General features: G+C 69.9%; 20 protein-coding genes. 11 read left to right on the forward strand and 9 right to left on the reverse strand.

Annotation, left to right across the window (positions count from 1 at the left end; genetic code table 11):
- Positions 1–378: a phage holin family protein gene (locus SCAB_RS21980; protein WP_013002281.1), complete on the reverse strand. Its 378-nt coding sequence runs from the start codon at positions 376–378 to the stop codon at positions 1–3.
- Between the two features lie 57 nt (positions 379–435).
- On the opposite strand from SCAB_RS21980, the gene SCAB_RS21985 reads away from it, so the two are divergent.
- The 4 genes from SCAB_RS21985 (at position 436) to SCAB_RS22000 (ending at position 3144) form a co-directional block, all read left to right on the forward strand.
- Complete coding sequence (locus tag SCAB_RS21985) at positions 436–753, forward strand: cupin domain-containing protein (RefSeq protein WP_013002282.1); 318 nt, start codon at positions 436–438, stop codon at positions 751–753.
- A gap of 164 nt (positions 754–917) precedes the next feature.
- On the forward strand, positions 918–1130 hold the full coding sequence (locus SCAB_RS21990; RefSeq protein WP_013002283.1) for a DUF5326 family protein: 213 nt from the start codon (positions 918–920) through the stop codon (positions 1128–1130).
- A gap of 752 nt (positions 1131–1882) precedes the next feature.
- Positions 1883–2608, forward strand: coding sequence for an IclR family transcriptional regulator (locus SCAB_RS21995; RefSeq protein WP_013002284.1), 726 nt, complete (start codon positions 1883–1885; stop codon positions 2606–2608).
- A gap of 98 nt (positions 2609–2706) precedes the next feature.
- Complete coding sequence (locus SCAB_RS22000) at positions 2707–3144, forward strand: SsgA family sporulation/cell division regulator (protein ID WP_005482911.1); 438 nt, start codon at positions 2707–2709, stop codon at positions 3142–3144.
- A 30-nt stretch (positions 3145–3174) separates the two neighbouring features.
- Here SCAB_RS22000 and SCAB_RS22005 read toward each other — a convergent pair whose 3' ends face one another.
- Positions 3175–4632: a YibE/F family protein gene (locus SCAB_RS22005; RefSeq protein ID WP_013002285.1), complete on the reverse strand. Its 1458-nt coding sequence runs from the start codon at positions 4630–4632 to the stop codon at positions 3175–3177.
- A 220-nt stretch (positions 4633–4852) separates the two neighbouring features.
- Between SCAB_RS22005 and thiC the strand changes: the two genes are divergently transcribed.
- Complete coding sequence (thiC, locus tag SCAB_RS22010) at positions 4853–6697, forward strand: phosphomethylpyrimidine synthase ThiC (protein ID WP_013002286.1); 1845 nt, start codon at positions 4853–4855, stop codon at positions 6695–6697.
- A 95-nt stretch (positions 6698–6792) separates the two neighbouring features.
- Positions 6793–8238, forward strand: a complete 1446-nt coding sequence (locus SCAB_RS22015) for a VWA domain-containing protein (protein WP_013002287.1) — start codon at positions 6793–6795, stop codon at positions 8236–8238.
- 188 nt (positions 8239–8426) lie between these two features.
- Here the strand turns inward: SCAB_RS22015 and SCAB_RS22020 are convergent, their stop codons facing one another.
- The 3 genes from SCAB_RS22020 to SCAB_RS22030 all read right to left on the reverse strand — a co-directional run bounded on the left by SCAB_RS22020 (position 8427) and on the right by SCAB_RS22030 (position 11897).
- The gene (locus SCAB_RS22020) at positions 8427–9305 is read right to left on the reverse strand and encodes a hypothetical protein (RefSeq protein ID WP_013002288.1); all 879 of its coding nucleotides are present in this window, start codon (positions 9303–9305) and stop codon (positions 8427–8429) included.
- A gap of 184 nt (positions 9306–9489) precedes the next feature.
- Positions 9490–10569: a metallophosphoesterase gene (locus SCAB_RS22025; protein ID WP_037726029.1), complete on the reverse strand. Its 1080-nt coding sequence runs from the start codon at positions 10567–10569 to the stop codon at positions 9490–9492.
- 215 nt (positions 10570–10784) lie between these two features.
- Complete coding sequence (locus SCAB_RS22030) at positions 10785–11897, reverse strand: LacI family DNA-binding transcriptional regulator (protein ID WP_013002290.1); 1113 nt, start codon at positions 11895–11897, stop codon at positions 10785–10787.
- 424 nt (positions 11898–12321) lie between these two features.
- On the opposite strand from SCAB_RS22030, the gene hisC reads away from it, so the two are divergent.
- From hisC to SCAB_RS22055, 5 genes are all read left to right on the forward strand, one after another.
- The gene (gene hisC, locus SCAB_RS22035) at positions 12322–13401 is read left to right on the forward strand and encodes a histidinol-phosphate transaminase (RefSeq protein ID WP_013002291.1); all 1080 of its coding nucleotides are present in this window, start codon (positions 12322–12324) and stop codon (positions 13399–13401) included.
- Between the two features lie 204 nt (positions 13402–13605).
- Entirely contained in the window at positions 13606–15114 is a 1509-nt protein-coding gene (locus SCAB_RS22040; RefSeq protein ID WP_013002292.1) for a cytochrome ubiquinol oxidase subunit I, read from the forward strand.
- Positions 15115–15141: 27 nt separating this feature from the next.
- Positions 15142–16146 (forward strand): cytochrome d ubiquinol oxidase subunit II, encoded by a 1005-nt coding sequence (gene cydB / locus SCAB_RS22045; RefSeq protein ID WP_013002293.1) that lies wholly within the window; start codon positions 15142–15144, stop codon positions 16144–16146.
- A 126-nt stretch (positions 16147–16272) separates the two neighbouring features.
- Positions 16273–19884 (forward strand): thiol reductant ABC exporter subunit CydD, encoded by a 3612-nt coding sequence (cydD, locus tag SCAB_RS22050; RefSeq protein WP_041669470.1) that lies wholly within the window; start codon positions 16273–16275, stop codon positions 19882–19884.
- Between the two features lie 215 nt (positions 19885–20099).
- Positions 20100–21164 (forward strand): M23 family metallopeptidase, encoded by a 1065-nt coding sequence (locus SCAB_RS22055; RefSeq protein ID WP_013002295.1) that lies wholly within the window; start codon positions 20100–20102, stop codon positions 21162–21164.
- A 59-nt stretch (positions 21165–21223) separates the two neighbouring features.
- Here the strand turns inward: SCAB_RS22055 and SCAB_RS22060 are convergent, their stop codons facing one another.
- From SCAB_RS22060 to SCAB_RS22075, 4 genes are all read right to left on the reverse strand, one after another.
- Entirely contained in the window at positions 21224–22093 is an 870-nt protein-coding gene (locus tag SCAB_RS22060; RefSeq protein WP_013002296.1) for an HAD family hydrolase, read from the reverse strand.
- Positions 22094–22264: 171 nt separating this feature from the next.
- Positions 22265–23167: an LLM class flavin-dependent oxidoreductase gene (locus SCAB_RS22065; protein ID WP_013002297.1), complete on the reverse strand. Its 903-nt coding sequence runs from the start codon at positions 23165–23167 to the stop codon at positions 22265–22267.
- 36 nt (positions 23168–23203) lie between these two features.
- On the reverse strand, positions 23204–23752 hold the full coding sequence (locus SCAB_RS22070; RefSeq protein WP_041669472.1) for an RNA 2'-phosphotransferase: 549 nt from the start codon (positions 23750–23752) through the stop codon (positions 23204–23206).
- 132 nt (positions 23753–23884) lie between these two features.
- On the reverse strand, positions 23885–24826 hold the full coding sequence (locus SCAB_RS22075) for a MerR family transcriptional regulator (RefSeq protein ID WP_013002299.1): 942 nt from the start codon (positions 24824–24826) through the stop codon (positions 23885–23887).
- Between the last annotated feature and the right edge of the window lie 2 nt (positions 24827–24828).

Genomic DNA, 24828 nt, shown 5'->3' on the forward strand with positions numbered 1-24828 from the left:
TCAGTCCCCGTCGGGCAGGACGAGCGAGAGTGCCCAGGAGACGATCGAGATGATCAGTCCACCGAGGACGGCGGTCCAGAAGCCCTCCACGTGGAAGCTCAGGTCGAGGACGTCGGCCAGCCAGGAGGTGAGCAGCAGCATCAGGGCGTTCACCACCAGGGTGAAGAGCCCGAGCGTCACTATGAACAGCGGAAGGGTCAGCACCTGCACGAGCGGCTTGACCAGGGCGTTGACCAGGCCGAACACGAGCGCGACCAGCAGCAGGGTGGCGATCTCCTTGCCCGTGTTGTCACCGGTCAGTGTGATCTTGTCGAGCAGCCAGACGGCGACCGCCAGGGCGCCCGCGTTGGCGATCGTCTTGACTAGGAAATTCATCATGTGTCTGATCGTGGCAGAAGCGATCGGTACGAGCACCGGGCAGGGGCGACTAACTCGATGAAGGCATTCCGGTTGGACGAGCTGGAGGCGGAACGTGCCGCCAACGACGGCGCCTATCTGCAGTTCCTGCGCGAGCGGAACATGTCGGTCGGTCTGTACGCGCTCGATGCCGGCGCACTCGATCCGCAGAAGCCGCACGGCCAGGACGAGGTGTACCTCGTGGTGAGCGGTCGAGCGGCGATCACGGTGGGCCTGGAGACCACCCAGGTCGCGCGCGGCAGTGTCGTGTACGTACCTGCCGGGGTCGCCCACAAGTTCCACCACATCACCGAGGACCTGAGGGTCATGGTGGTGTTCTCTCCGCCGGAGGGCTGACGTCCGCGACGGTGTTCCCTAGGGGGACGATCAGGGACGGACAAGGGGTGCGAAGCCCCCGGACGGCCCTCGCGTGGCCCTAGCATCGACGTCAGGACAGCAGAAGGCCCGGAACGAGTGCCCCGGTGGCGGGGCGACGGGTGGAGACACAAGGAGCAGGGGCGATGCGGGAGATCTTCGCGGGGATGCCGTGGTGGGTGAAGTGGATCGCGGTGCCGGTCATCGCCCTGGTGGTGTTCGGAGGGCTGATAGTCAGCATCGTCCAGGTCGTGGTGGGCCTGTTGTTCAAGCTGCTGGTCTTCGTGGCGCTGGTCGGCGGACTGATCTACGTCGTCAAGAAGTTCACGGCGGGCTCCTCCTCGCGCGGCGACTGGTGAGGCGTCAGCGGAGCGCAACGGGTGAGGCGTGAGTGGGTGAGCCCGGTCACTGCACGGCGGTAACAGGAACGTGGGGTTCCCTCCCCAGGGGGAAGTTTCCCGGCGAGGCCGCCGACGAGCGGTGACGGGCGGCTAGAGTCCGGGAACTCGTCGCGGGTTCGACCCCGCGGGCGGCGCATCTTCCTCCCGTGTCCCCCGCACGGGCGGCCCCCCTCGCGCTTCGGGAGTGACCCTCGGCCATGGCTGACACGGCATCCGCAGAACCCCTTTCCGTCCCCGCCCGGCCTCGCTCCCGGTCGGCACAGAGCACGGTTCCGCCCACACAGCCTGGCCCTCGGTCGACACCGGCGATCGCCGCCGAGCACGCGCGCGTCCGGGAGGCCGACGCACTGCTCCCGCAGCCCTCGCCGCGTACGAGGCCGAAGACTCCGGCTCCCCCCACCCAGCCGCGTACGTCGCCGGGCGAGGAGAAGGCGCGACGCCCCGACCCTTCGGCCCCTCAGGCGCGTACGCAGCCGCGGACACAGACCGAGACAGAGCCGCGGACACGGACACAGCCGCGGCTGCAGTCGTCTGCTCCGACGGCCCTGGCGCAGGCACAGCCACTGGCGCCGCCGACCAGGACCCGGCCGCCGGCAGGGCCCGTACGTTCCGGGGCGCGGCCCGGCTACGGTCCGGGGCGCGGAGCCCGTATCCCGTCCCCCGCGCAGCCCGCGGCGGCGGAGGCGAACTCCGGCACCCTGATCGGCTCCGTGCAGCGCGCGATGCGGCTGCTGGAGGCGGTGGCCGAGCGAGAACACGGAGCGCCCGCAAAGCAGTTGGCGCGGGACGCCGGGCTCGCGTTGCCCACGGCGTACCACCTGCTCCGCACCCTGGTGCATGAGGGTTATCTGCGCCGCGAGAAGGGGCTGTTCTTCCTGGGGGAGGCTGCCGAGCGGCTGAGCAGCAGCGGAGCGCAGCAGAAACGTCGCAGCACGGTGGGGGAGGCGCTGGCGCACTGGCGGGACACCCTGGGCGTGCCGGTGTACTTCGCGATCTACCGGGACGGCGAGATCGAGGTCAAGTGCGTCGCCGACAGCCCGAACACCCCGGCGGTCGAGGAGTGGGCCGACTTCCGCGAGACCGCTCACGCCCACGCCATCGGGCAGTGTCTGCTGTCCCAGCTGAGCGACGATGCCCGCCGCGATCACCTGGACCGCTATCCGGTGCGGTCCCTCACTCCGTACACCGTCCGCGACGACGAGACGCTGCTACGGCGCCTGGGCCGCATGGGACGGATGGAACCGGTCGTGGAGCGGCAGGAGTACGCCCTGGGCACGGTCTGCGCCGCTCTTCCGGTCACCGTGGGGCCCACCGCCGGGACACTCGCCATCTCGCTGCCCTCGCACCAGGCGGACCGACTGCTGCCCCTCGCCCGTCAGTTGCAGACCGAGATCGGAAACCTGCTAGGGACACTCGCGATCTCTATCAGCATCTGAAAAATCACTCCTTGTGATCTCTCGTGTACTTTCAGCAAACTTCCAGAGGTGTCAGGCGGATGATTCCTGGCCAGTCGACGAACACGGCGGGGTAGGCGATGCGCGAGTCGGTACAGGCAGAGGTCATGATGAGCTTCCTCGTCTCGGAGGAGCTCTCCTTCCGCATCCCTGTGGAGCTCCGTTACGAGACCTGCGATCCCTATGCGGTGCGCCTGACCTTCCACCTGCCCGGTGACGCCCCGGTGACCTGGGCCTTCGGGCGGGAGCTGCTCATCGACGGTGTCGGGCGGCCGTGCGGGGACGGGGACGTGCACATCGCGCCCGCCGACCCGGAGACGTTCGGCGAGGTCCTGATCCGGCTTCAGGTGGGCACCGACCAGGCCATGTTCCGGGTCGGCACGGCGCCGCTGGTGGCCTTCCTGGACCGTACGGACAAGCTCGTGCCGCTGGGGCAGGAGCGTTCCCTCGCCGACTTCGACACGCTGCTCGACGAGGCTCTGGACCGCATCCTGGCGGAGGAACAGAGCGCGGGATGAACCGTTACGGCGCCCGGGTGCCGTAACGCTTCAGCGCTTGCGGCGGCGGCCTCGTCCCCCACGCGCCGGAGCGGGCACGGCGGCCGCTTCGGGGGTACCCGGGCGGTCGGCCGAGACGACCAGGGCGGCCAGCGCGGTGGTCACCGGCACCGACGCCACCAGGCCGATCGAGCCGACGAGGGTGCGCACGATCTCCTCCGCGACGAGTTCGCTGTTGGCGACCGTGCCGACGCTGCTCTGCGCGATCGAGAAGAGCAGCAGCAGGGGCAGTGCGGCACCGGCGTAGGCGAGGACGAGGGTGTTGACCACCGAAGCGATGTGGTCCCTGCCGATGCGGATGCCGGCGCGGTACAGCCCCCGCCAGCCCATCGCCGGATTGGCCTCGTGCAGTTCCCAGACCGCCGAGGTCTGGGTGACCGTCACGTCGTCGAGTACGCCGAGCGAGCCGATGATGACGCCCGCCAGCAGCAGGCCGCTCATGTCGATCGTCGGGTACAGCCCGTGGATCAGACCGGTGTTGTCGTCGGTGTTGCCGGTCAGATAGGCCCAGCCGATGAACCCCGACCCCAGCAGGCCGATCAGAAGCAGCGAGATCAGGGTGCCGATCACCGCCACGGATGTCCGGGCCGAGAGCCCATGACACATGTACAGGGCGATCAGCATGATGGCGCTGGCCCCGATCACCGCCACCAGCAGGGGGTTCGAGCCCTGGAGGATGGCCGGCAGGATGAAGAGGGTCAGCACCATGAAGCTGATGGCCAGCGCCACCAGGGCCATGACACCCCGCATCCGGCCCACCACCACGACGGCGAGAGCGAAGATCCCGGCGAGCAGGGCCATCGGGAGCTTCCGGTTCACATCGGTGACCGAGTACTGCAGGTCCTTGGGCGCGGCGGGCTCGTACGCGACCACGACCTCCTGGCCCTGCTCCAACTGGCGCGACTGGTCCGGCTGCACGATCTCCGTGAACGTGCGGCCCTTGTCGTCGCCGGTGTCGACGCGGATCGTGGCTTTCTTGCAGGTGCCGTTGGCCTGCTGCTGGGCGGACGAGCCCTCGGCCGTGGAGGTGTCGCCGGTCGGGGAGTCGCCGGATGCGTTCACCGACGAGCAGTCGACCTCGTCGACCTTCGTGACCGTGGCCTGCTGCGTCTGCCGGTCGAAGCCCACGCCGGTGCGTTCGTGCGCGGGGGCGCCGCCGGGCCAGAGCACGACGAGGCCCACGACGACCGCGGTCGCGAAGGGGATCAGCACCGCCGCGATGACCTTGCGCAGGTGCTGCGAGACAGGAGCGGCAGGGCCGTGACTGTGGGAGTGGCCGTGGCCGCCGGAGGACGGGCCGTGCCCGTCGCCGGGGCCGCCGCCGGAGCCGCGGCCGCCCCCTGGACCGTAGCCGTGGCCGCCGTCGGATCCATGCCCATGACCGTTTCCGGGGCCATGGCCGTGGGGCGGCTCGGGGGGCGGAGGCGGAGGCTGCTGCGTCGTGGTCACCGACCGATCATCGCAAGAACGAGCGATGCCCACTGTTCACCGCGCCACATCTGCCGCTAGCGTGGAGGCACCTTTGCACACGCGGGAGCTCGGAGCACCGGGCTGAGAGGGCGTTGACCTCCGCAGACGCGATGTTTCACGTGGAACATCGCCGGGCGGAAATCGCTGCGTCGACCGCTGAACCTGTTACCGGGTAATGCCGGCGTAGGGAGTAGGTCTCATGACCATCGAGGACACACGCACGCCTGCCTCCAGCCAGACGGGCGGGGCATCCACCTCGCCCGAGGGCGAAGCATCCGTGGGCCAACAGCCCCGGGAGGACGGGAAGTCCATCGGCTGGCACAAGGCGTACATCGAGGGCTCCCGCCCCGATCTGCGGGTGCCGGTCCGCCAGGTGCACCTGACCAACGGACAGTCCGTCACCTTGTACGACACCTCCGGCCCGTACACCGATCCGGCGGTGGAGACCGATGTGCGGCGGGGACTGCTTCCCGTGCGCGAGAACTGGATCATCGCCCGGGGCGACACCGAGGAGTACGCGGGCCGGCCCGTGCGTCCCGAGGACGACGGGATCAAGCACACCTCGCCGCGTGGCGGACTGCGCAACCTCGACGCGGTGTTCCCGGGGCGCCCGCGTCAACCACGCCGGAGCCGCGACGGAGGGGCGGTGACGCAGCTCGCGTACGCACGGCGCGGGGAGATCACGCCCGAGATGGAGTACGTGGCCGTACGGGAGAACGTCTCGCCCGAGGTCGTCCGTGAGGAGATCGCCGCGGGCAGGGCCGTACTGCCCGCGAACGTGAACCACCCGGAGATCGAGCCGATGATCATCGGCAAGCGGTTCCTCGTGAAGGTCAACGCCAACATCGGCAACTCCGCGGTCACTTCCTCCATCGAGGAGGAGGTCGAGAAGATGACCTGGGCGACCCGCTGGGGCGCCGACACGGTCATGGACCTCTCCACGGGCCGGAACATCCACACCACCCGCGAGTGGGTGCTGCGCAACTCCCCCGTCCCCATCGGCACCGTGCCGCTCTACCAGGCGCTGGAGAAGGTCGATGGCAAGGCCGAGGAGCTGACCTGGGAGATCTACAAGGACACGGTCATCGAGCAGGCCGAGCAGGGCGTCGACTACATGACGGTCCACGCGGGTGTGCGCCTGGCGTATGTGCCGCTCACCGCGAACCGAAAGACCGGCATCGTCTCGCGCGGTGGCTCGATCATGGCGGCCTGGTGCCTGGCCCACCACAAGGAGTCGTTCCTCTACGAGAACTTCGCGGAACTGTGCGAGATCCTCGCCGCCTACGACGTGACGTACTCGCTCGGCGACGGCCTGCGGCCGGGGTCGATCGCGGACGCCAACGACGAGGCGCAGTTCGCGGAGTTGCGCACACTCGGGGAACTCAACACGATCGCCAAGAGTTTCCACGTACAGACGATGATCGAGGGCCCGGGACATGTCCCGATGCACAAGATCAAGGAGAACATCGATCTGCAGCAGGAGATCTGCGATGAGGCTCCGTTCTATACGCTCGGCCCGCTGACCACGGACGTCGCCCCGGCGTACGACCACATCACCTCGGGCATCGGTGCCGCGATGATCGCCTGGTGGGGCACGGCGATGCTCTGCTATGTCACCCCCAAGGAGCACCTGGGGCTGCCCGATCGTGACGACGTGAAGACCGGCGTCATCACCTACAAGATCGCGGCCCATGCGGCGGACCTGGCCAAGGGGCATCCCGGCGCACAGGAGTGGGACGACGCGTTGTCGGACGCCCGCTTCGAGTTCCGCTGGGAGGACCAGTTCAATCTGGCCCTCGATCCCGACACGGCTCGTGCGTTCCACGACGAGACGCTCCCGGCGGAGCCGGCCAAGACGGCCCACTTCTGCTCCATGTGCGGGCCGAAGTTCTGCTCGATGAAGATCAGTCGCAGCATCACGGAGCGGTTCGGCGGTGCGGCGGCCGAGGGAGCGTCCCGGGAGGAGATCGCCGAGGGGATGCTCCAGAAGTCCAAGGAGTTCGCACAGGGCGGGAACCGGGTGTATCTGCCGCTGGCGGAGTGAGATCCGGCGTGCGATGCCCCGGTGCTCGGGGCATCGCACCCTTGCGGACCGAGGCAGGTCTGCCCTCCCGTGCCTTCGGCGGGCAGACTGCCTCCATGACAGCGAGAGCACTGAGCAAAGGTGCCAACCTTTCCGTCGATTCATCCTCGGTACGGGTCGAGCTGACGTGGTCCGAAGGCCCCGGTGTACCCGATGTCGATGCCTCGGCACTGCTGCTCACCGGCATCGGACGCGTTCGCGACGACGGTGACTTCGTCTTCTACAACCAGCCTCGGCACGTGTCGAACGCCGTGACTCACCGGGGGAAGCGGAGCGCCGGCGGTGTCCTGACCGACACCGTCGAGGTGGACCTGCGTGCGCTCGAACCGGCGGTCGAGCGGGTCCTGCTGTGCGCCTCGGCCGACGGCGGAACGTTCGGACAGGTGCCCGGACTGACCTTGCGGTTGTGGGACGCGGGGACCGGGACCGAGATCGCGCGGTTCGCCATGGAGGCGGGGACGGAGACCGCGTTCATCGGCGGCGAGCTGTATCTGCGGGCGGGGCGGTGGAAGTTCCGCGCGGTCGGACAGGGGTACGCCTCCGGGCTCGCGGGGCTGGCCTCCGACTTCGGTATCACCGTCGACGACGCTCCCTCGGACCCGCCCGTGGTCTCCCCTACCTCCGCGCCACCTGTTCCGCCCACGGCACCGGCTGTTCCGGCCGCCGCGCCACCTCCTGCAGCGCCGGCCCCAGGACCGGGACCGGCAGCGGGGCCGTCGCCGGCAGGCCCCCCGCGTCTCGACAAGGACGAGGAGCGCCTGCCCGTCGACATGCGCAAGCGTCTGTCACTGCGCAAGGAACAGGTGGCCGTCAGCCTCAGAAAGCACGGTGCGGAAGGAGTCACCGCCCGCGTCATCCTGGTCCTGGATGCCTCCGGGTCGATGTCCTTCCTCTACTCCAAGGGCATCGTCGCCGATGTCGTGGAGCGCATGGCAGCGGTTGCCGCGCAGTTGGACGACGACGGTCAGATGCAGGCCTGGACCTTCGCTTCGAACGCGGCGCGGCTGCCCGACCTGCGCATCGGGGATCTCCCGGCCTGGCTGCAGCTGCATGTGCGGGTAGGACAGATCAGTCTCTTCCGCCGTGGCAAGAAGCCGGCCAGAGGGCTGGTGGAAGGCCAGATCGACATGCGGACGGTCGGCATCCAGAACGAGGAGCAGAAGGCGATCACCCAGATTCGTACGTACGTCCGGGAGAATCCGGCCGATGCCCCCACGTTGGTCCTGTTCTTCTCCGACGGAGGTGTCTACCGGGACGCCCTCATCGAGCGAGAGTTGCGGGACGCCGTCGAGGAGCCGATCTTCTGGCAGTTCGTGGGGCTGGGGCGGGCCAACTACGGCGTACTGGAGCGCTTCGACACGCTGCCCGGCCGTCGCGTGGACAACGTCGGCTTCTTCGCGGTGGACGACATCGGTACCGTCCCCGACCAGGAGCTGTACGACCGTCTCCTGTCCGAGTTCCCGGCCTGGGTGACCGCTGCCGGCCGGGCGGGCATCATCTGATCCGATGATCCCGGGGCGCGATCAGGCCGGGGCTGCCCAGCGGAAGCACCCGCCGCCTGCCGTGCGGGTGCCGCACGGTCCGCCCCGACAGATCGGGTCGAGCGGCGACGGTGGCGACAGGTCCGGTTCAGGCGGCGACCTCCCGAGCGACCCTCAGGCGTCCGGAACGGCGGCCGGAGCGCCGAGCCCTACTCGGGCTGGTGTTCCGGCCCGCCGAAGTCCGGGCTGGTGAAGTCCGGGCTGCTGAAGCTGGGGCGGGAGCGTGAGCTACCGCTGTCAGGGCTGCTGCTGAAGCTCGGGCGGTTGTAGCCGAGGTGCGGCATACGGCTGGGCGGAGCCGGCCGTTCCGGTTCGTCCGGCAGGGCCTGGCTCGGGTTGGCGAGGGCGTCGCGCAGGAACGGCAGGATGCCCCGCTCCAGAAGCGTGTCGCGCCAGGCTTCCCTGGCCCGGGCCACTTCCTCGTTCAGTTCGCTGCGGACTCCGTCGTCCAGGAGTGCGGTCGCGTTGTTGCGCAGGGCGGTGAGCAGGAGGCCGACGGCGGCCACCAGGATGGCGGCCGCGGTGACCGCGCCGAAGACCCACCCGGTGGTGAGCAGGGTCTCGGCTATCGCGCGCTCCGGGTCGAGCGCCTTCATGACGTATCCCACGAGCAGGAAGAGCACGGCGGCGGTCCCGGCCAGGACGGGAGCGAGAACCGCGGCGATGGCACCGGCGCCCGCGCCGGCCGCCTCGGTGACCTCGCCGACCGCGGCCGCGAGATTCACGGCGGTGCCGTCCGGTTCGCCGGTGCCGGACGCCGACCGCTCGTGGTCGGACGCGGTGGCCGAGGACGGGCTGCGGAACTCGTCGCGGACCTTCACGTAGTACTGGTACTCGGTCGCCGCGGCGGCCGTGATGATCGCCGTGGCGTTGAGCGCCATGGTGCGCAGCTGTTCGGTGTTGAGCCGCTGGAGGCCGGCGGCGAATTCCGGGCGGTGTGGTGCGGAGCGCAGCACCTCGCCGAGGATCCGCTCGAACTCCTGGCGGTCCTCACTGAGCAGGTGCTGCGGAACGCTGTTCATGTGCATCCCCCGATGCTCCGTAGGGCTTGTGGCTCGGCATGCTGACGAGCCGTCGGGCAGAAACGGAGGGGAGCCTGCTACGGATAAGCCGATGGTAGAGCGGTGACGGCAGGCGGTGACAGGGGGTTTGAAGAATTCGGCCCCCGGCCGACGAAGTCTTTCCGACGTCCCACGCCTGCCCGCCGCCGGCTCAGCCGCGCAGCGGGAGTTCCTGGACCAGCAGCTTTCCTGCCATGGTCACGCCGCCGTCCATGGCGACGGCCAGACCGTCCGCATAGGTGTACGGGCCGTCGACCGAGGGACCCGTGCCGTCCTCGCCGTCCTCCGAGCCGACCTCGCCCAGCAGGTACGGGATGGGGCTGTGACCGTGCACGATGCGGGTACCGCCGTAGGTCCCCAGCAGCGAGCGCACCGCATCGGCGCCGCCCTCGTCGCGGAAGGAGAAGCGCCGGGTGAACTTGCGGAAGAGGTCCCAGACCTCGTCCGGGTCGTTGCGCGTGATCGTCTCGCGGACGGTGTCGTTGACGGCCTCGATGGAGTCGCCGTAGTCCCGGTAGGCGGTGGTGTCGGAGTGCACCAGGAGGTGGCCGTCGACCTCCTCCATCGCGTCCAGGCGGGCCATCCACTGGAGGTGGTGGTCCTGTAGGCGGTCCATGTCGGTCTTCTGGCCGCCGTTGAGCAGCCAGGCGGCCTGGAAGGTGGCGGTGCCCGCGCCGGAGTTGACGGGGGTGTCGCCGAAGCGCTTGGCGCCGAGCAGCAGCAGCTCGTGGTTGCCCATCAGGGCCTTGCAGTAGCCACCGGCCGCGGCCGCCTCGGCGGACAGGCGCATCACGAGATCGATGACGCCGATGCCGTCCGGGCCCCGGTCGGTGAAGTCACCGAGGAACCAGAGCCGGGCGGTGCCCGCCGACCAGTTGCCCGCCTCGTCGACGAGCCCCTTCTCGTGGAGCGCGGCGAGAAGCTCGTCCAGATAGCCGTGGACGTCCCCGACGACGAAGAGGGGGCTCGGCCGGGCGGAGGACGGCTCGGCCGGTGCGGCCTCCGGGTCGATCACGACCTGCAGCGTGTCACCCCGGTTGATCACCGGCAGGTCGCGCTGAGTCGGGGTGTACCCGTCGGGGTAACCCTCGGTTTCCTCGGCGGGCCCGGAGACCTCGCCCGGCTCTGCGGTCTGTCCGTACGGACCGGCCTCGTGGACGTACGCGGGCACACGGAAATCGCGCACCGTCGGCGTCCGCACCTCGGGTCCCTGACCGGCCCCCTGAGTCATCGACCCCTCCACCACCATCGCCCGCATCTGCACCGCATCGGACTGCCTGGTCGCAGCGGCCCGCCGGTGTGTGCGCCCATCATAGGAATGCGGATCGCGCCATGTGATGACCCAGGGGTGGTGAAATGGCGCAGCGCCCCGGTTCACCGCGGTTTTCTCCCGAATTGGGCGGGGCTCTCCCCGCCCAAATCCCGTTCGGATCCTCGGTCGGGGCGTCAATCCGCTTCGGGTGACCGTGGTGGACTGACCGTCGTACGCGGTGGGCGCCGCTCGGACGAGGTCCGCACGATCAGTTCCGTCGGTATCACCTGTTCCACCGGTTGGTCCGATTCGACCCCTTCGATGGCGTCGATGAGGAGCTGGACCACGGCGGTGCCGATCCTGCGCGGCTTGAGCGAGAGCGTGGTGATCGGGGGTTCCGTGGTCGCGTACACGGCGGACTCGCTGCAGCAGACGAGCAGCAGGTCGTCGGGGACCCGCAGACCGTACCGTCGGGCGGCGGCCAGCAGATCGGTGCCGTTCGGGTCGAAGAGTCCGTAGACCGCGTCCGGGCGGTCGGGGCGGGCCAGCAGCCGGTCGGCGGCCACGGCCCCCGCGCACGGATCGTGCGCCGGATAGGACTCGTACACGGGATCCTGGCCCACGCGCTCGCACCAGCGCAGGTACGCGCTGGTGGACAGATGCGTGTACGTGTCGGTCGTCGTGCCCGTGAGGAGTCCGATCCGGCGGGCGCCCGCGTCGGCCAGGTGGTCGAGGATGCCGAGGACGGCGGCCTCGTGGTCGTTGTCGACCCACGCGGTGACCGGCAGGGTGCCGCCCGGACGGCCGTCGGAGACCACGGGTAAGCCCTGGCGGACCAGATCGCTGACGACCGGGTCGTGGTCGGAGGGGTCGATGACCACCGTGCCGTCCAGGGCGACGTTCGACCACACGTCGTGCCGCGAGGTGGCGGGGAGGATGACCAGGGCGTAGCCCCTGGCCAGCGCGGCCGACGTGGCGGCCCGCGCCATCTCCGCGAAGTACGCGAACTCGGTGAAGGTGAAAGGTTCATCCCCGTACGTGGTCACGGTCAGGCCGATGAGGCCGGACTTGCCGGTTCTGAGGGTTCGGGCGGCCGCCGAGGGGCGGTAGCCAAGTCGGTCGGCGACCTCGCGTACATGGCGTCGGGTGGCGTCCGGGAGCCGGCCCTTGCCGTTGAGGGCGTCGGAAACGGTCGTGATGGAGACTCCGGCGGCGGCGGCCACGTCCCGGATGCCCGCCCGGCCCGACCGGTTGCCTCGGCGGGGAGTTTCCGCGCGGCTCACCTGGTGCTTCCCTGCTGCTGTCATGGCGAGCCGATAGTAGGGCTCATGCGGTGGGGTAGTGCGGACGCATATGCAGTCGTTGACAGGCACGTTTCTGCATGGTCGATTGGGGGTAAATTCCTTGCATTGCAAGGGAGTTGAACGATCCAATGCCAGTACGTGACTTGTCGACGCGCATGGGCCTGCCAAGTAGCTCATGTCTCGAAGAGGTCTCAACTCACCTGCACGGGTGACGCGCGCTACGGCGTGAGCCACCGGCGCGTGCGCTCGGACGCGATGCGCCCCCTGTTTCGTGCACCTTCGTACGGTGATGCCCGTGGGGCGGACGGGGCGACAGGGACGGCGACAGGGACGTGGAGACCGGGCACACGCGGTTGTCCACAGGCCATTCGCAGCGGCGCCGAATCCTCATAAGGTGAGAAGCATTACGTCGACGAGGAGGACTGCGGTGAGCGAGACGAGCCCCAAGCTGCGAGCCGAGCTGGAGGGTATCCCCACCTACAAGCCCGGCAAGCCGGCCGCGGCGGGCGGCCCGGTGGCGTACAAGCTGTCCTCCAACGAGAACCCCTACCCGCCGCTGCCGGGCGTGCTGGAGACCGTGACGGGGTCGGCCGCGTCCTTCAACCGGTACCCGGACATGGCGTGCACAGGGCTCGTGAGCGAGCTCGCGGACCGCTTCGGTGTGCCGGTCACGGACCTGGCGACGGGCACCGGCTCGGTCGGCGTCGCCCAGCAACTGCTGCAGGCGACCTCGGGGCCGGGCGACGAGGTGATCTACGCCTGGCGGTCGTTCGAGGCGTACCCGATCATCACGCAGATCAGCGGGGCCACGGCCGTGCAGGTGCCGCTGACGCCGGGTGATGTGCACGACCTGGACGCGATGGCGGACGCGATCACCGACCGGACCCGACTGATTTTCGTCTGCAACCCGAACAACCCGACGGGTACGGCGGTCCGGCGTGCCGAGCTGGAGCGTTTCCTCGACCGGGTGCCCGGCGATGTGCTGGTGGTGCTGGACGAGGCGTACCGCGAGTTCGTCAGGGACGTCGAGGTGCCGGACGGTGTCGAGTTCTACCGCGAGCGGCCGAACGTCTGTGTGCTGCGCACCTTCTCCAAGGCGTACGGCCTCGCGGGTCTCCGCGTGGGCTTCGCGATCGCTCATGAGCCGGTGGCGGCCGCCCTGCGCAAGACGGCCGTGCCGTTCGGTGTGAGTCAGCTCGCACAGGACGCCGCGGTCGCCTCGCTGCGCGCGGAGGACGAGCTGATCGGCCGGGTCGGCTCGCTGGTCTGCGAGCGGAAGCGGGTCGTCGAGGCACTGCGCGGCCAGGGATGGACGGTGCCGGAGACCGAGGCCAATTTCGTGTGGCTGCGGCTGGGGGAGCGCACGGTCGCGTTCGCGGGTGCGTGTGAGCGGGCCGGTGTCGTCGTGCGGCCCTTCCCCGGAGAGGGTGTGCGCGTGACGATCGGCGAGACCGAGGCGAACGACATCTTCCTGAAGGTGACGGAGGAGTTCCGCAAGGAGCTCTGAGCGTTCAGGAGCTTCTGACCAGGGGGTTCGGAGATTCATCTCCGGACCCCCTGCTTATGGGGACCCCCCGCTCCGGCCTCGAACGGGCATGCGTCATACTTGCTTGTGAATGTGAATGCATTCACAAGCGCGTCCTGGTTGTCCTGAGATGCACGTGACAGGCGGGACGGGCTGAGGCAGTGCCACGGCATGGAAGGAGAAGACGTGGACCTCGCTCTGGCGCCGGAGACCCTGGCGCGCTGGCAGTTCGGTATCACGACCGTCTACCACTTCCTCTTCGTCCCCCTCACGATCTCGCTCGCCGCGCTCACCGCCGGCCTGCAGACCGCCTGGGTGCGCTCGGGGAACGAGAAGTACCTCAAGGCCACCAAGTTCTGGGGCAAGCTCTTCCTGATCAACATCGCGATGGGTGTCGTCACCGGCATCGTGCAGGAGTTCCAGTTCGGCATGAACTGGTCGGACTACTCCCGCTTCGTCGGCGATGTCTTCGGGGCCCCGCTCGCCTTCGAGGCACTGATCGCCTTCTTCTTCGAGTCCACCTTCATCGGTCTGTGGATCTTCGGCTGGGACAAGCTGCCGCAGAAGATCCATCTGGCCTGCATCTGGATGGTCTCCATCGGCACGATTCTGTCGGCGTACTTCATCCTCGCGGCCAACTCCTGGATGCAGCACCCCGTCGGCTACCGGATCAACGAGGCCAAGGGCCGGGCCGAGCTGACCGACTTCTGGCTCGTCCTGACCCAGAACACCACGCTCACCCAGGTCTTCCACACCCTCTCGGCGGCCTTCCTCGCCGGTGGTGCCTTCATGGTCGGTATCGCCGCCTTCCATCTGGCCCGCAAGAAGCACATCCCGGTGATGAAGACCTCGCTGCGACTCGGCCTGGTCACCGTGGTGGTCGCCGGCATGCTCACCGCGATCAGCGGTGACCTGCTCGGAAAGGTCATGTTCAAGCAGCAGCCCATGAAGATGGCCGCCGCCGAGGCCCTGTGGGACGGCGAGTCGCCCGCACCCTTCTCCGTCTTCGCCTACGGGGACGTCGACGAGGGACACAACAAGGTCGCCATCGAGATCCCCGGTCTGCTGTCCTTCCTCGCCAACGACGACTTCGACTCGTACGTCCCCGGCATCAACGACGTCAACAAGTCCGAGCAGGAGAAGTTCGGTCCCGGCGACTACCGGCCCAACATTCCCGTCGCCTACTGGGGCTTCCGCTGGATGATCGGCTTCGGCATGGCGTCCGTCGCGATCGGCGCGGCCGGCCTCTGGCTCACCCGTCGCAAGTTCCTGCTGCCTCAGCACCTGCGGGTCGGCGACGACGAGGTCCCCCACCTGGTGCTGCTGCCGGGCAAGGCCCTCGGCCCGACCCTCACCAAGTGGTACTGGCGCATCGCGGTCCTGACCCTGGGCTTCCCGCTGATCGCCAGCTCCTGGGGCTGGATCTTCACCGAGATGGGGCGCCAGCCGTGGGTCGTCTACGGCGTGCTGCGCACCGAGGACGCGGTCTCCCCCGGTGTCTCCCAGGGCGAGATCATCACCTCGATGCTCGTCTTCACCGCCCTGTACGCCGTCCTCGCCGTCGTCGAGGTGAAGCTGCTCGTGAAGTACGTCAAGGCGGGGCCGCCGGAGCTGACGGAAGCCGACCTCAACCCGCCCACGAAGATCGGCGGCGACTCCCGTGACGCCGACAAGCCGATGGCCTTCTCGTACTAGGCCGCACCGGGCCAAGGGAGCACAGTCATGGAACTTCACGACGTCTGGTTCGTCCTCATCGCCGTCCTGTGGATCGGCTACTTCTTCCTGGAGGGCTTCGACTTCGGGGTCGGTGTCCTCACCAAACTGCTGGCCCGCGACCGTCCGGAGAAGCGGGTCCTCATCAACACCATCGGACCCGTCTGGGACGGCAACGAGGTATGGCTGCTGTCGGCGGGCGGCGCGACCTTCGCGGCCTTTCCCGAGTGGTACGCCACGCTCTTCTCCGGCTTCTACCTCCCGCTTCTGCTCATCCTGGTCTGCCTGATCGTGCGGGGTGTCGCCTTCGAGTACCGGGTGAAGCGCCCCGAGGAGAACTGGCAGCGCAACTGGGAGACGGCGATCTTCTGGACCTCGCTGCTCCCGGCGTTCCTGTGGGGTGTGGCCTTCGCCAACATCGTGCGGGGGGTGAAGATCGACCGGGACTTCGAGTACGTGGGCGGTCTCACCGATCTGCTGAACTCGTACGCCCTGCTGGGCGGTCTCGTCACACTGACGCTGTTCACCTTCCACGGGACAGTGTTCGTCGGCCTCAAGACCGTGGGGGACATCCGGCATCGGGCGCGGAAACTGGCGCTGCGCGTCGGAGCGGTGACGGCGGGGCTCGCCCTGGTCTTCCTGCTCTGGACCCAGATCGAAAAGGGTGACGGTGGGTCTCTGGTCGCGGCGGCCGTGGCGGTCGCGGCCCTTCTGGCCGCGCTGGCGGCGGTGCGATCCGGACGGGAGGGCTGGGCCTTCGCCCTGTCGGGGATCACGATCGTCGCTGCCGTCGCGATGCTCTTCCTGACACTCTTCCCGAACGTCATGCCGTCCTCGCTGAACGCGGACTGGAGCCTCACGGTCACCAACGCTTCGTCCAGCCCGTACACGCTGAGGATCATGACGTGGTGTGCGGCCATCGCCACACCGGTCGTGATGCTCTACCAGGGGTGGACGTACTGGGTGTTCCGCAAGCGGATCGGTACGCAGCACATCGCCGAGTCGGCGCACTGAGCCGGTGCGCTGAGACGAGGCGTACTGCGTCACGGGCGGGGTGTGTTCGGTGATGTTTCACGTGAAACACACCCCCTTCTGGCTGAAGGGGCATGTTTCACGTGAAACATGCCTGCGAAGAAGAGGGTGTTTCACGTGAAACCGATCGACCCACGACTGTTGCGGTACGCGCGCGCCACTCGCGGATTCCTGATGGTGGTCGTCGGCCTGGGTGTCGTCGGGGCGGCGCTGGTCATCGCACAGGCCATGCTCATCGCGGAAGTGGTGGTCGGCGCCTTCCAGCACGGGATGCCGGTCAGCGCGCTTCGCACCCCCTTGCTGCTCCTGGCGGCGGTCGCTCTGGGGCGGGCCCTGGTCTCCTGGCTCACCGAGCTGGCGGCTCATCGCGCGAGTGCGGCGGTGAAGTCGGAGCTGCGGGGGCGGCTGTTGGAGCGGGCCGCCGCGCTGGGGCCCGGTTGGCTGAGTGGGCAGCGCACCGGCTCGCTCGTCGCCCTCGCCACTCGTGGGGTCGACGCGCTCGACGACTACTTCTCGCGCTATCTGCCGCAGTTGGGCCTCGCGGTCGTCGTTCCCGTCGCGGTCCTCGCGCGGATCGTCACCGAGGACTGGGTGTCGGCGGCGATCATCGTCGGCACCCTGCCACTGATCCCGGTCTTCATGGTGCTCATCGGCTGGGCCACCCGTGCGCAGATGGACCGCCAGTGGCGGCTGCTGTCACAGCTGTCGGGACACTTCCTGGACGTCGTCGCCGGGCTGCCGACACTGAAGGTGTTCGGTCGGGCCAAGGCCCAGGCCGAGTCGATCAAACGGATCACCGGCGAGTACCGCCAGACGACCATGCGGACGCTGCGGATCGCCTTTCTCTCGTCCTTCGCCCTGGAACTGCTCGCGACGATCTCGGTCGCGCTGGTCGCGGTCACCATCGGCATGCGGCTCGTGCACGGCGAGATGGACCTCTACATCGGGCTGGTCGTCCTCGTGCTGGCCCCGGAGGCGTATCTGCCGGTCCGGCAGGTGGGTGCCCAGTTCCATGCGGCGGCCGAGGGGCTCGCGGCGGCCGAGGAGATCTTCGAGGTCCTGGAGACGTCGGTGCCGTCGTCCGGGACCGGGGCGGTGCCGTCCGCCGGTGACCTCCACTTCGACCGGGTGACCGTCCGCTACTCCGGGCGGCCGTACGACGCCGTCTCGGACGTGTCCTTCACCGTGGGCTCAGGTGAGACGGTGGCCCTCGTAGGGCCGAGTGGCGCGGGGAAGTCGACGCTGCTGAACGTGCTGCTGGGGTTCACGCAGGTCGCGTCGGGTGGGGTTCGGGTCGGGGGGAGCGACCTCTCCTCGCTCGACCTGGACACATGGCGTTCGCGTATCGCCTGGGTGCCGCAGCGGCCTCATCTGTTCGCCGGGTCGATCGCCGAGAACGTACGGCTGGCCCGTCCTGACGCGGACGACGCTGCCGTGCGGCGGGCGCTCGGCGACGCGGGGGCGTTGGGGTTCGTGGACGCGCTGCCTGCCGGGGCCGGGACGGTCCTCGGTGAGGACGGCGCCGGTCTCTCCGCCGGGCAGCGGCAACGGCTCGCCCTCGCCCGTGCGTTCCTCGCCGACCGGCCTGTGCTGCTGCTCGACGAACCGACGGCCTCGCTGGACGGAGAGACCGAGGCCGAGGTCGTGGAGGCGGTACGGCGTTTGTCGGCGGGACGGACCGTGCTGTTGGTGGTCCACCGGCCGGCTCTGCTGGACGTGGCGGACCGCGTGGTGCGGCTGGAGGGGCGGGCGGCCGAGAGGGCGTCCGAGTCCGGCGTCTCCGGTGGCACGGTCGTGCGGGCCGTCGGCACGGGGGCGGGCGGGACAGCGACCGCCGCACGTGACTCCGTGGACGCTGCGGGGACCGGGGCCGGACCGAGGGCAGGAACCGGGGCTGGGGCGGGGGCCGCCGGGGCCGGGCCGGGGGCCGGGAGCGCCGAGGCTCGCTCCGGAGTGACGTCCGGGGCCTCCTCGCTGTCCGTACTCGGCCGTGTCCGCGCCATGGCCGGGCCGCGCCGTGGCCGGCTCGCCCTGGCCCTGCTGCTCGGCAGCCTCGCGCTGGGCAGTGCCGTGGGTCTGATGGCGACGTCGGGGTGGCTGATCTCACGGGCCTCTCAGCAGCCTCCGGTGCTGTACCTGATGGTCGCGGTGACGGCGACGCGGGCGTTCGGGATCGGACGGGCGGTGTTCCGGTACGCGGAGCGGCTGGTGTCGCACGACACCGTGCTGCGGATGCTGGCCGACACCAGGGTGGCCGTCTACCGCCGCCTGGAGCGGCTGGCGCCCGCCGGGTTGCGGACGACCCGGCGGGGCGACCTGCTCTCGCGACTGGTCGCCGATGTGGACGCCCTGCAGGACTACTGGGTGCGCTGGCTGCTTCCGGCGGGGGCCGCGGCGGTGGTCTCCGCGGCGTCGGTCGGGTTCACGGCCTGGCTGCTGCCCGAGGCCGGAGCCGCACTCGCCGTCGGGCTCCTCGCAGCCGGGGCCGGAGTGCCCCTCGTCACGGGGGCCGTGGCCCGGCGGGCGGAGCACCGGCTGGCTCCGTCGCGCGGGGTCCTCGCCACCCGGGTGGCCGATCTGCTCACCGGTACCGCCGAGTTGACGGTCGCGGGTGCCCTGCCTGCGCGCACGGCCGCGGCACGGAAGGCCGACCAGGTGCTCACCCGGATCGCGTCCCGGGCCGCCACCGCCACCGCGCTCGGCGACGGTCTCACGGCGCTCGTCTCCGGTCTCACCGTCGCCGTCACCGCATTCTTCGGGGCACAGGCTGTCGCCGCCGGGCGGCTGAGCGGTGTGGCCATGGCCGTGGTCGTGCTCACCCCGCTGGCCTCCTTCGAGGCGGTGCTCGGGATGCCGTTGGCGGTGCAGTTCCGCCAGCGGGTGCGCAGGAGCGCGGAGCGGGTGTACGAGGTGCTGGACGCCCCCGAACCCGTACGCGAGCCGGTGGAGCCGGCCGGGGCGCCGGTGTCGCCGTTCCCGCTGCGGCTGGCAGGGCTCGGCGCGCGGTACGCCGGGCAGGACCGGGACGCGCTCGCCGACCTGGACCTCACCCTGGAACAGGGGCGCAGGGTCGCCGTGGTCGGTGTCTCGGGAGCCGGCAAGACCACGCTCGCACAGGTGCTGTTGCGTTTCCTGGACGCGCGGGCAGGGACGTACACGTTGGGTGGAGTGGACGCGCACACGCTCGAAGGGGACGTCGTACGGCGGTTCGTGGGGCTCTGCGCCCAGGACGCGCACCTCTTCGACAGTTCGGTGCGGGAGAACCTGCTGCTCGCTCGGAAGGGCGCCAGCGAGGCGGAGCTGCGGGACGCGCTCGCGCGGGCCCGCCTGCTCGACTGGGTCGACGGACTGCCGGACGGGCTGGACACCCTGACCGGTGAACACGGGGCTCGGCTGTCCGGCGGTCAGCGTCAGCGACTCGCCCTCGCCCGCGCGCTGTTGGCCGACTTTCCCGTCCTCGTCCTCGACGAGCCCGCGGAACACCTGGACCTGCCGACCGCCGACGCGCTCACCGCTGACCTCCTGGCCGCGACCGAGGGTCGTACGACGGTGCTGATCACCCATCGGCTGGCCGGGCTGGATGCCGTGGACGAGGTCGTCGTGCTGGCGGAAGGGCGCGTCGTGCAACGCGGGTCCTACGCGGAACTGGTCGTGGTGGAGGGGCCCTTGCGGGCGATGGCGGAGCGGGAGGCCGCGGGAGAGCTGTTGGCACGGGCCTGAGCGCGTCGCCGAAGTCCTGGCCACCGCCCGGGAGGACAGTGCGGAGGACCTGTTCGGCCTGCCGGGGCGCCGGGGCCGTCCGCAAGCCCCCGCGCCGAACGGGTCGCATCCGGGACCCTGTTCGGCCCAGGCCTTTGACCCGTCCGAGGCACCGTGTCCCCCAGGCGTACGACTCGAACAGGACTGCGGCGCCAGGGCGGGTCACGATCGCTGACATGCGCTTGTCTCGCCGGAACCCGCTGTTCGCCGTGGTGCTGCTGTGCGCGGCGGCGGTCCTTGGGGCCGGGCCGACGGCGGCCGACAGCGACGGTGGCGAGGCCGCGGGCCCGACGGGCGAGGCAGGGACCAGTGCCCGAGTGGCGCGACTGTTCGACGAGGCGGCGGTGGCGACACAGCGGTACGAGGCGGGACGACGGGTCGCCGAGGGCCAGAGGACGAAGGTGCGGCGGCTGGAGAAGCTGCTCGCGCGGGAGCGGAAGCACATCGCGGTGCTGAACGCCGATCTGGGCCGGATCGCGCGCGCCCAGTATCGGGAGGGGGGCGGCGTGCCGTACACCGCGCAGATGCTGTTCGCGGAGAACCCCGAGGAGCTGATGCGCGGCCGACGGGCCGTCTGGCAGGCCGACCTGGCGGTCAACAACGCCGTGAGCCGGAATCGTCGCGCGGAGGCGAGGCTCGTCAGGGACGAGGCGAAGGCGGCCGCGGCCTGGCGGGCGCTGGAGGCGCGGAGGACCGGACTCGCCGAGATCAAGCAGGCGATCCACCAGAAGCTCGAAGAGGCCCAGTGGACGCTGCAGGGAGAGGCCGACGCGGCGGTCGCGGCCGGTGCCTGCCGGGGGGCCGTCCGGCTCGACCAGCCGGACCGCGGGACCGCGAGCGCGTGGGTCACGCCCGTGGACCGGTACGAGCTCTCCGCGGGGTACGGCAGCGGTGGTGAGCGCTGGGTCAGTCGGCACACCGGACAGGACTTCGCGGTGCCGATCGGCACACCCGTGCGGGCCGTCGGGGCGGGACGCGTGGTCACGGTCTCCTGCGGGGGCGCCTTCGGCATCCAGGTCGTCGTCGAGCACGCCGACGGCTACTACACGCAGTACGCGCACCTTGCCGCCGTCACCGTCGACCAGGGCGATCGGGTGACGGCGGGGCAGTGGATCGGGCAGTCGGGCACCACCGGAAACTCCACCGGGCCCCATCTGCACTTCGAGGTACGCGTCACCCCGGAGCTGGGGTCGGGAGTGGATCCGGCGCCGTGGCTGCGGGACCACGGGGTGGAGTTGTAGCCACGGCATCTGCCGGTCGGCGGCCGGCAGCCGTGGGTGCCGGCCGGGTCGGTCGTCGGCTACAGGCGTTCCGCCAGCAGCCGCTCGATGACGACCGCCACCCCGTCCTCGTTGTTCGCCACGGTCCGGCCCGAGGCCGCGGCGAGGACGTCCGGGTGTGCGTTGCCCATGGCGTACGACCGGCCGGCCCAGGTGAGCATCTCGACGTCGTTCGGCATGTCGCCGAAGGCGACGACCTCCTCGTGGGAGATGCCGCGCTCGGCGCAGCACAGGGCGAGGGTGCTGGCCTTCGAGACGTCGGGGCCGCTGATCTCCAGCAGCGCGCTCGGGCTGGAGCGGGTGATGGTGGCGCGGTCGCCGACGGCGATCCGGGCGGTGGCGAGGAAGTCGTCGGGGTCGATCGACGGGTGGTAAGCGAGGATCTTCAGCACCGGCTCGTCGTCGGCCACACCCCCAGGGGCCAGCAGTTTCTCCGCGGGCGCGAGAATGTCGGGGATCTCCATGTGCAGCTTCGGGTACTCGGGCTCCTGATTGAACCCGAACGTCTGCTCGACCGCGTAGACCGTGCCCGGCGCGGCCTCGCGCAGCAGCCGTACGGCGTCGAGCGCGTTCTCCCTCGCCAACGCGCGGACCTTGACGAAGCGATGGGCGCCGGGGCCGCCGTGCAGATCGACCACCGCGGCGCCGTTTCCGCAGATCGCCAGGCCGTGGCCGTGCACGTGTTCGCTGACGACGTCCATCCAGCGGGCGGGCCGGCCGGTCACGAAGAAGACCTCGACGCCTGCCTCCTCCGCGGCCGCGAGGGCGGCGACGGTGCGGGGTGAGACCGACTTGTCGTCACGGAGCAGGGTGCCGTCGAGGTCCGTGGCTATCAGCCGGAGCGGGACGGTCGGGGCCGGGGTCTCGGGCTGTCGCGTCGCTGAGGTCACGGGCCCCATTGTCGCGCATATGCGCGCACGGTCGTGCGGGTGGCCGCACAGGTGAGTGATCGCCGGTCCGGTACGCCCGTCGCCCGCGCCGTTGCGGGAGCCCACCGCAGGCCACCACGAGCGGCAGCGACCGGTACGGCACACCTCCTCCGCGTCCGCTGCGTGCCGCTTTCAGGACAGCTGCGCCGGTGCCTCCATGGCGATCCGCTCGAAGACCTTCTCGTCCGCGGCGAAGTCCGAGTCCGGGATCGGCCAGTGGACCACGATGTCCGTGATGCCCAGTTCCGCGTGGCGCCCGGCGAAGTCCACGAACGCGTCCAGTGACTCCAGCGGCCTGCCGCGGTCCGGGGTGAAGCCCGTGAGGAGGATCTTGTCGAGCCGGGCGGCGTCCCGGCCGAGCGCGGCGGCCGTGTCGGCCAGCCTCTCGATCTGCCCGCGAATGGCCTGGACCGACTGCTCGGGAGTTCCCGACTCGAACAGCTTCGGGTCTCCCGTGGTCACCCACGCCTGCCCGTACCGTGCGGCCAGCCGCATGCCGCGCGGGCCGTTGGCGGCCACCGCGAAGGGCAGCCGGGGGCGCTGCACACAGCCGGGGATGTTGCGGGCCTCGTGGGCGGAGTAGTGGTCGCCCTCGTAGGAGACGGAGTCCTCGGTGAGCAGGCGGTCGAGCAGGGGAACGAACTCGGCCAGTCGGTCGGCGCGCTCACGCGGTGTCCACGGCTCCTGGCCGAGCGCGGTGGCGTCGAAGCCGGTGCCGCCCGCGCCGACCCCGAGAGTCATCCGGCCGCCCGAGATGTCGTCGAGGGAGATCAGGTCCTTGGCGAGGGTCACCGGGTGCCGGAAGTTCGGCGAGGTGACGAGCGTGCCGAGGCGGATGCGTTCGGTGACGGCGGCTGCCGCGGTCAGGGTGGGTACGGCGCCGAACCAGGGTCCGTCCCGGAAGGTGCGCCACGACAGGTGGTCGTAGGTGAACGCGGTGTGGAACCCGAGCTGCTCGGCCCGCTGCCAGTTGTCGCGGCCTCCCTCGTGCCAGCGGAGGTGGGGGAGGATCACGGTGCTCAGGCGCAGACTCATGGGACGAGCCTAAGGCCGGCCGTCGGAAGGTTCCGCTCAGCGCGCCTCGGGAAACCGCAGGTACCGGGGCGGAACCGCCTCGGCCAGCCACACCCCGTTGGCACTGACGCGGAAGACGTGACCGTCCCGGTGCATGGCCCCCGCGTCCACCGAGAGCACGACGGGGCGGCCGCGACGGGCGCCGACGCGGGTGGCGGTCTCACGATCGGGTGAGAGATGCACGTCGTGCCGGTTCATGGGGCGCAGCCCCTCGTCGCGGATCGCACCGAGGAAGGCCGGCACGGTCCCGTGGTAGAGGTACGGCGGCGGGGTCGCGGGCGTGAGGCCCAGGTCCACGTCGACGGTGTGACCCTGGCTGGCGCGGATCCGGTCGCCCTGGACGGCGAAGCGCTGCTTGTCGTTGGCCGCGACCACGTGGTCGAGTTCCGCCCTGGTGAAGGGAAAGTTATGGGCGGCGGCCGCCTCGATGAGCGTGTCGATCCCGATCCAGCCACCTTCGTCGAGGGTGAGCCCGATCCGCTCCGGCTGGTGTCGCAGGTGTTTGGAGAGGTACTTGGACACTCTCACGGTACGTCGTTCATCCATGCCGCCAGCGTGCCTGGCGAGACCCGCGTCACGCACGTGATTTTGATCCCGATGTTTGATCCACAGCGAAGTGCGGTTATCCACAGGGGAATTGCAGATTCTGTGGACAACTCGCCGTCGAATATAGGGTAATTAGTCATGTTTGTTACTTTCGGGCATATTTGATGCCAGAGCATCCAAGGCGCGTGACTGTACTTCCCGTTCGGCTGCGGCGGTGATGAAGGCCCCAGCTCGTGCGGGCCCAACCAGCTTCTCGACGGCCCGCATTGTCGAGGCCGGTATGCGCACGGAACACGTCTTGTCGACGGGCTCGGCGGCGCCTTCGGGGTCCAGATGTCGGCGCAGCTGCCGTGTGGCGAACCTCCGCATCGCGCGCGCGAGTTCGACGTCCACCGTCTGCTGGGCGAGCGGCCGCAGTCGGCGGACGAGCGCCGCCGCCTCGACCGCGTCGACCTCGGTCGGTGGCTGGTGCGTCCCGATGTAGCGGGCGAAGACGTGCTCGGTGGTGAACTCCAGGAAACGGGTGGCGATGTGTTCGACCTGTTCCCTCAACTCCCGCAGATGACCCGCGATCGCGGACAAAGGCACCCCCGCAGCGTGCAACTCCGCGGCCACGGACAGCTCCTGGGGGCTCGGTACGAGAAAGAGATCCTCCGCGCCGGGCACCCGCTCCAGCACGCCCAGCCGCAGGGCGTCCGCCACCGCGGCCTCGTCCGGTACGCCGCCGAACCGCTCGGCCAACTCGCCGCGTGACATCCGTACCGCCTTCTCGTCGGTCCACGGTCCGTCGACCTCCGCGGCCAGACCCAGGACCCCGCCGAGGCCGCGGCCCGTGTCCCAGGCATCCAGGAGTTCCTTGATGGAGGCCAAGGTGTAGCCGCGGTCGAGGAGGTCGGCGATCTGGCGCAGTCTGGTCAGATGCGCGTCCGCGTACACGTTGGCCCGGCCGTGCCGCTCGGGGCGGGGGAGCAGTCCTCGGTCCTGGTAGGCGCGGATCGTCCTGACCGTGGCACCGCTGCGGTGCGCCAGGTCCTCGATGCGGTAAGCGGCCCCGGCCGGTTCGTCGTTCACCATCT

It is taken from the genome of Streptomyces scabiei 87.22 (assembly GCF_000091305.1).
In the GTDB taxonomy this organism is placed as follows: Bacteria; Actinomycetota; Actinomycetes; order Streptomycetales; family Streptomycetaceae; genus Streptomyces; species Streptomyces scabiei.

What these genes read in the sequence shown, in the direction of transcription:
- SCAB_RS22075 (WP_013002299.1), bottom strand. Translation starts at nt 24,826, where the DNA reads ATGGTGAACGACGAACCGGCCGGGGCCGCTTACCGCATCGAGGACCTG.
- SCAB_RS22070 (WP_041669472.1), bottom strand. Translation starts at nt 23,752, where the DNA reads ATGGATGAACGACGTACCGTGAGAGTGTCCAAGTACCTCTCCAAACAC.
- SCAB_RS22020 (WP_013002288.1), bottom strand. Translation starts at nt 9,305, where the DNA reads ATGCACATGAACAGCGTTCCGCAGCACCTGCTCAGTGAGGACCGCCAG.
- SCAB_RS22030 (WP_013002290.1), bottom strand. Translation starts at nt 11,897, where the DNA reads ATGACAGCAGCAGGGAAGCACCAGGTGAGCCGCGCGGAAACTCCCCGC.
- SCAB_RS22065 (WP_013002297.1), bottom strand. Translation starts at nt 23,167, where the DNA reads ATGAGTCTGCGCCTGAGCACCGTGATCCTCCCCCACCTCCGCTGGCAC.
- cydB (WP_013002293.1), top strand. Translation starts at nt 15,142, where the DNA reads ATGGAACTTCACGACGTCTGGTTCGTCCTCATCGCCGTCCTGTGGATC.
- SCAB_RS22000 (WP_005482911.1), top strand. Translation starts at nt 2,707, where the DNA reads ATGCGCGAGTCGGTACAGGCAGAGGTCATGATGAGCTTCCTCGTCTCG.
- SCAB_RS21980 (WP_013002281.1), bottom strand. Translation starts at nt 378, where the DNA reads ATGATGAATTTCCTAGTCAAGACGATCGCCAACGCGGGCGCCCTGGCG.
- SCAB_RS21990 (WP_013002283.1), top strand. Translation starts at nt 918, where the DNA reads ATGCGGGAGATCTTCGCGGGGATGCCGTGGTGGGTGAAGTGGATCGCG.
- SCAB_RS22025 (WP_037726029.1), bottom strand. Translation starts at nt 10,569, where the DNA reads ATGACTCAGGGGGCCGGTCAGGGACCCGAGGTGCGGACGCCGACGGTG.
- SCAB_RS21985 (WP_013002282.1), top strand. Translation starts at nt 436, where the DNA reads ATGAAGGCATTCCGGTTGGACGAGCTGGAGGCGGAACGTGCCGCCAAC.
- SCAB_RS22015 (WP_013002287.1), top strand. Translation starts at nt 6,793, where the DNA reads ATGACAGCGAGAGCACTGAGCAAAGGTGCCAACCTTTCCGTCGATTCA.
- thiC (WP_013002286.1), top strand. Translation starts at nt 4,853, where the DNA reads ATGACCATCGAGGACACACGCACGCCTGCCTCCAGCCAGACGGGCGGG.
- SCAB_RS22055 (WP_013002295.1), top strand. Translation starts at nt 20,100, where the DNA reads ATGCGCTTGTCTCGCCGGAACCCGCTGTTCGCCGTGGTGCTGCTGTGC.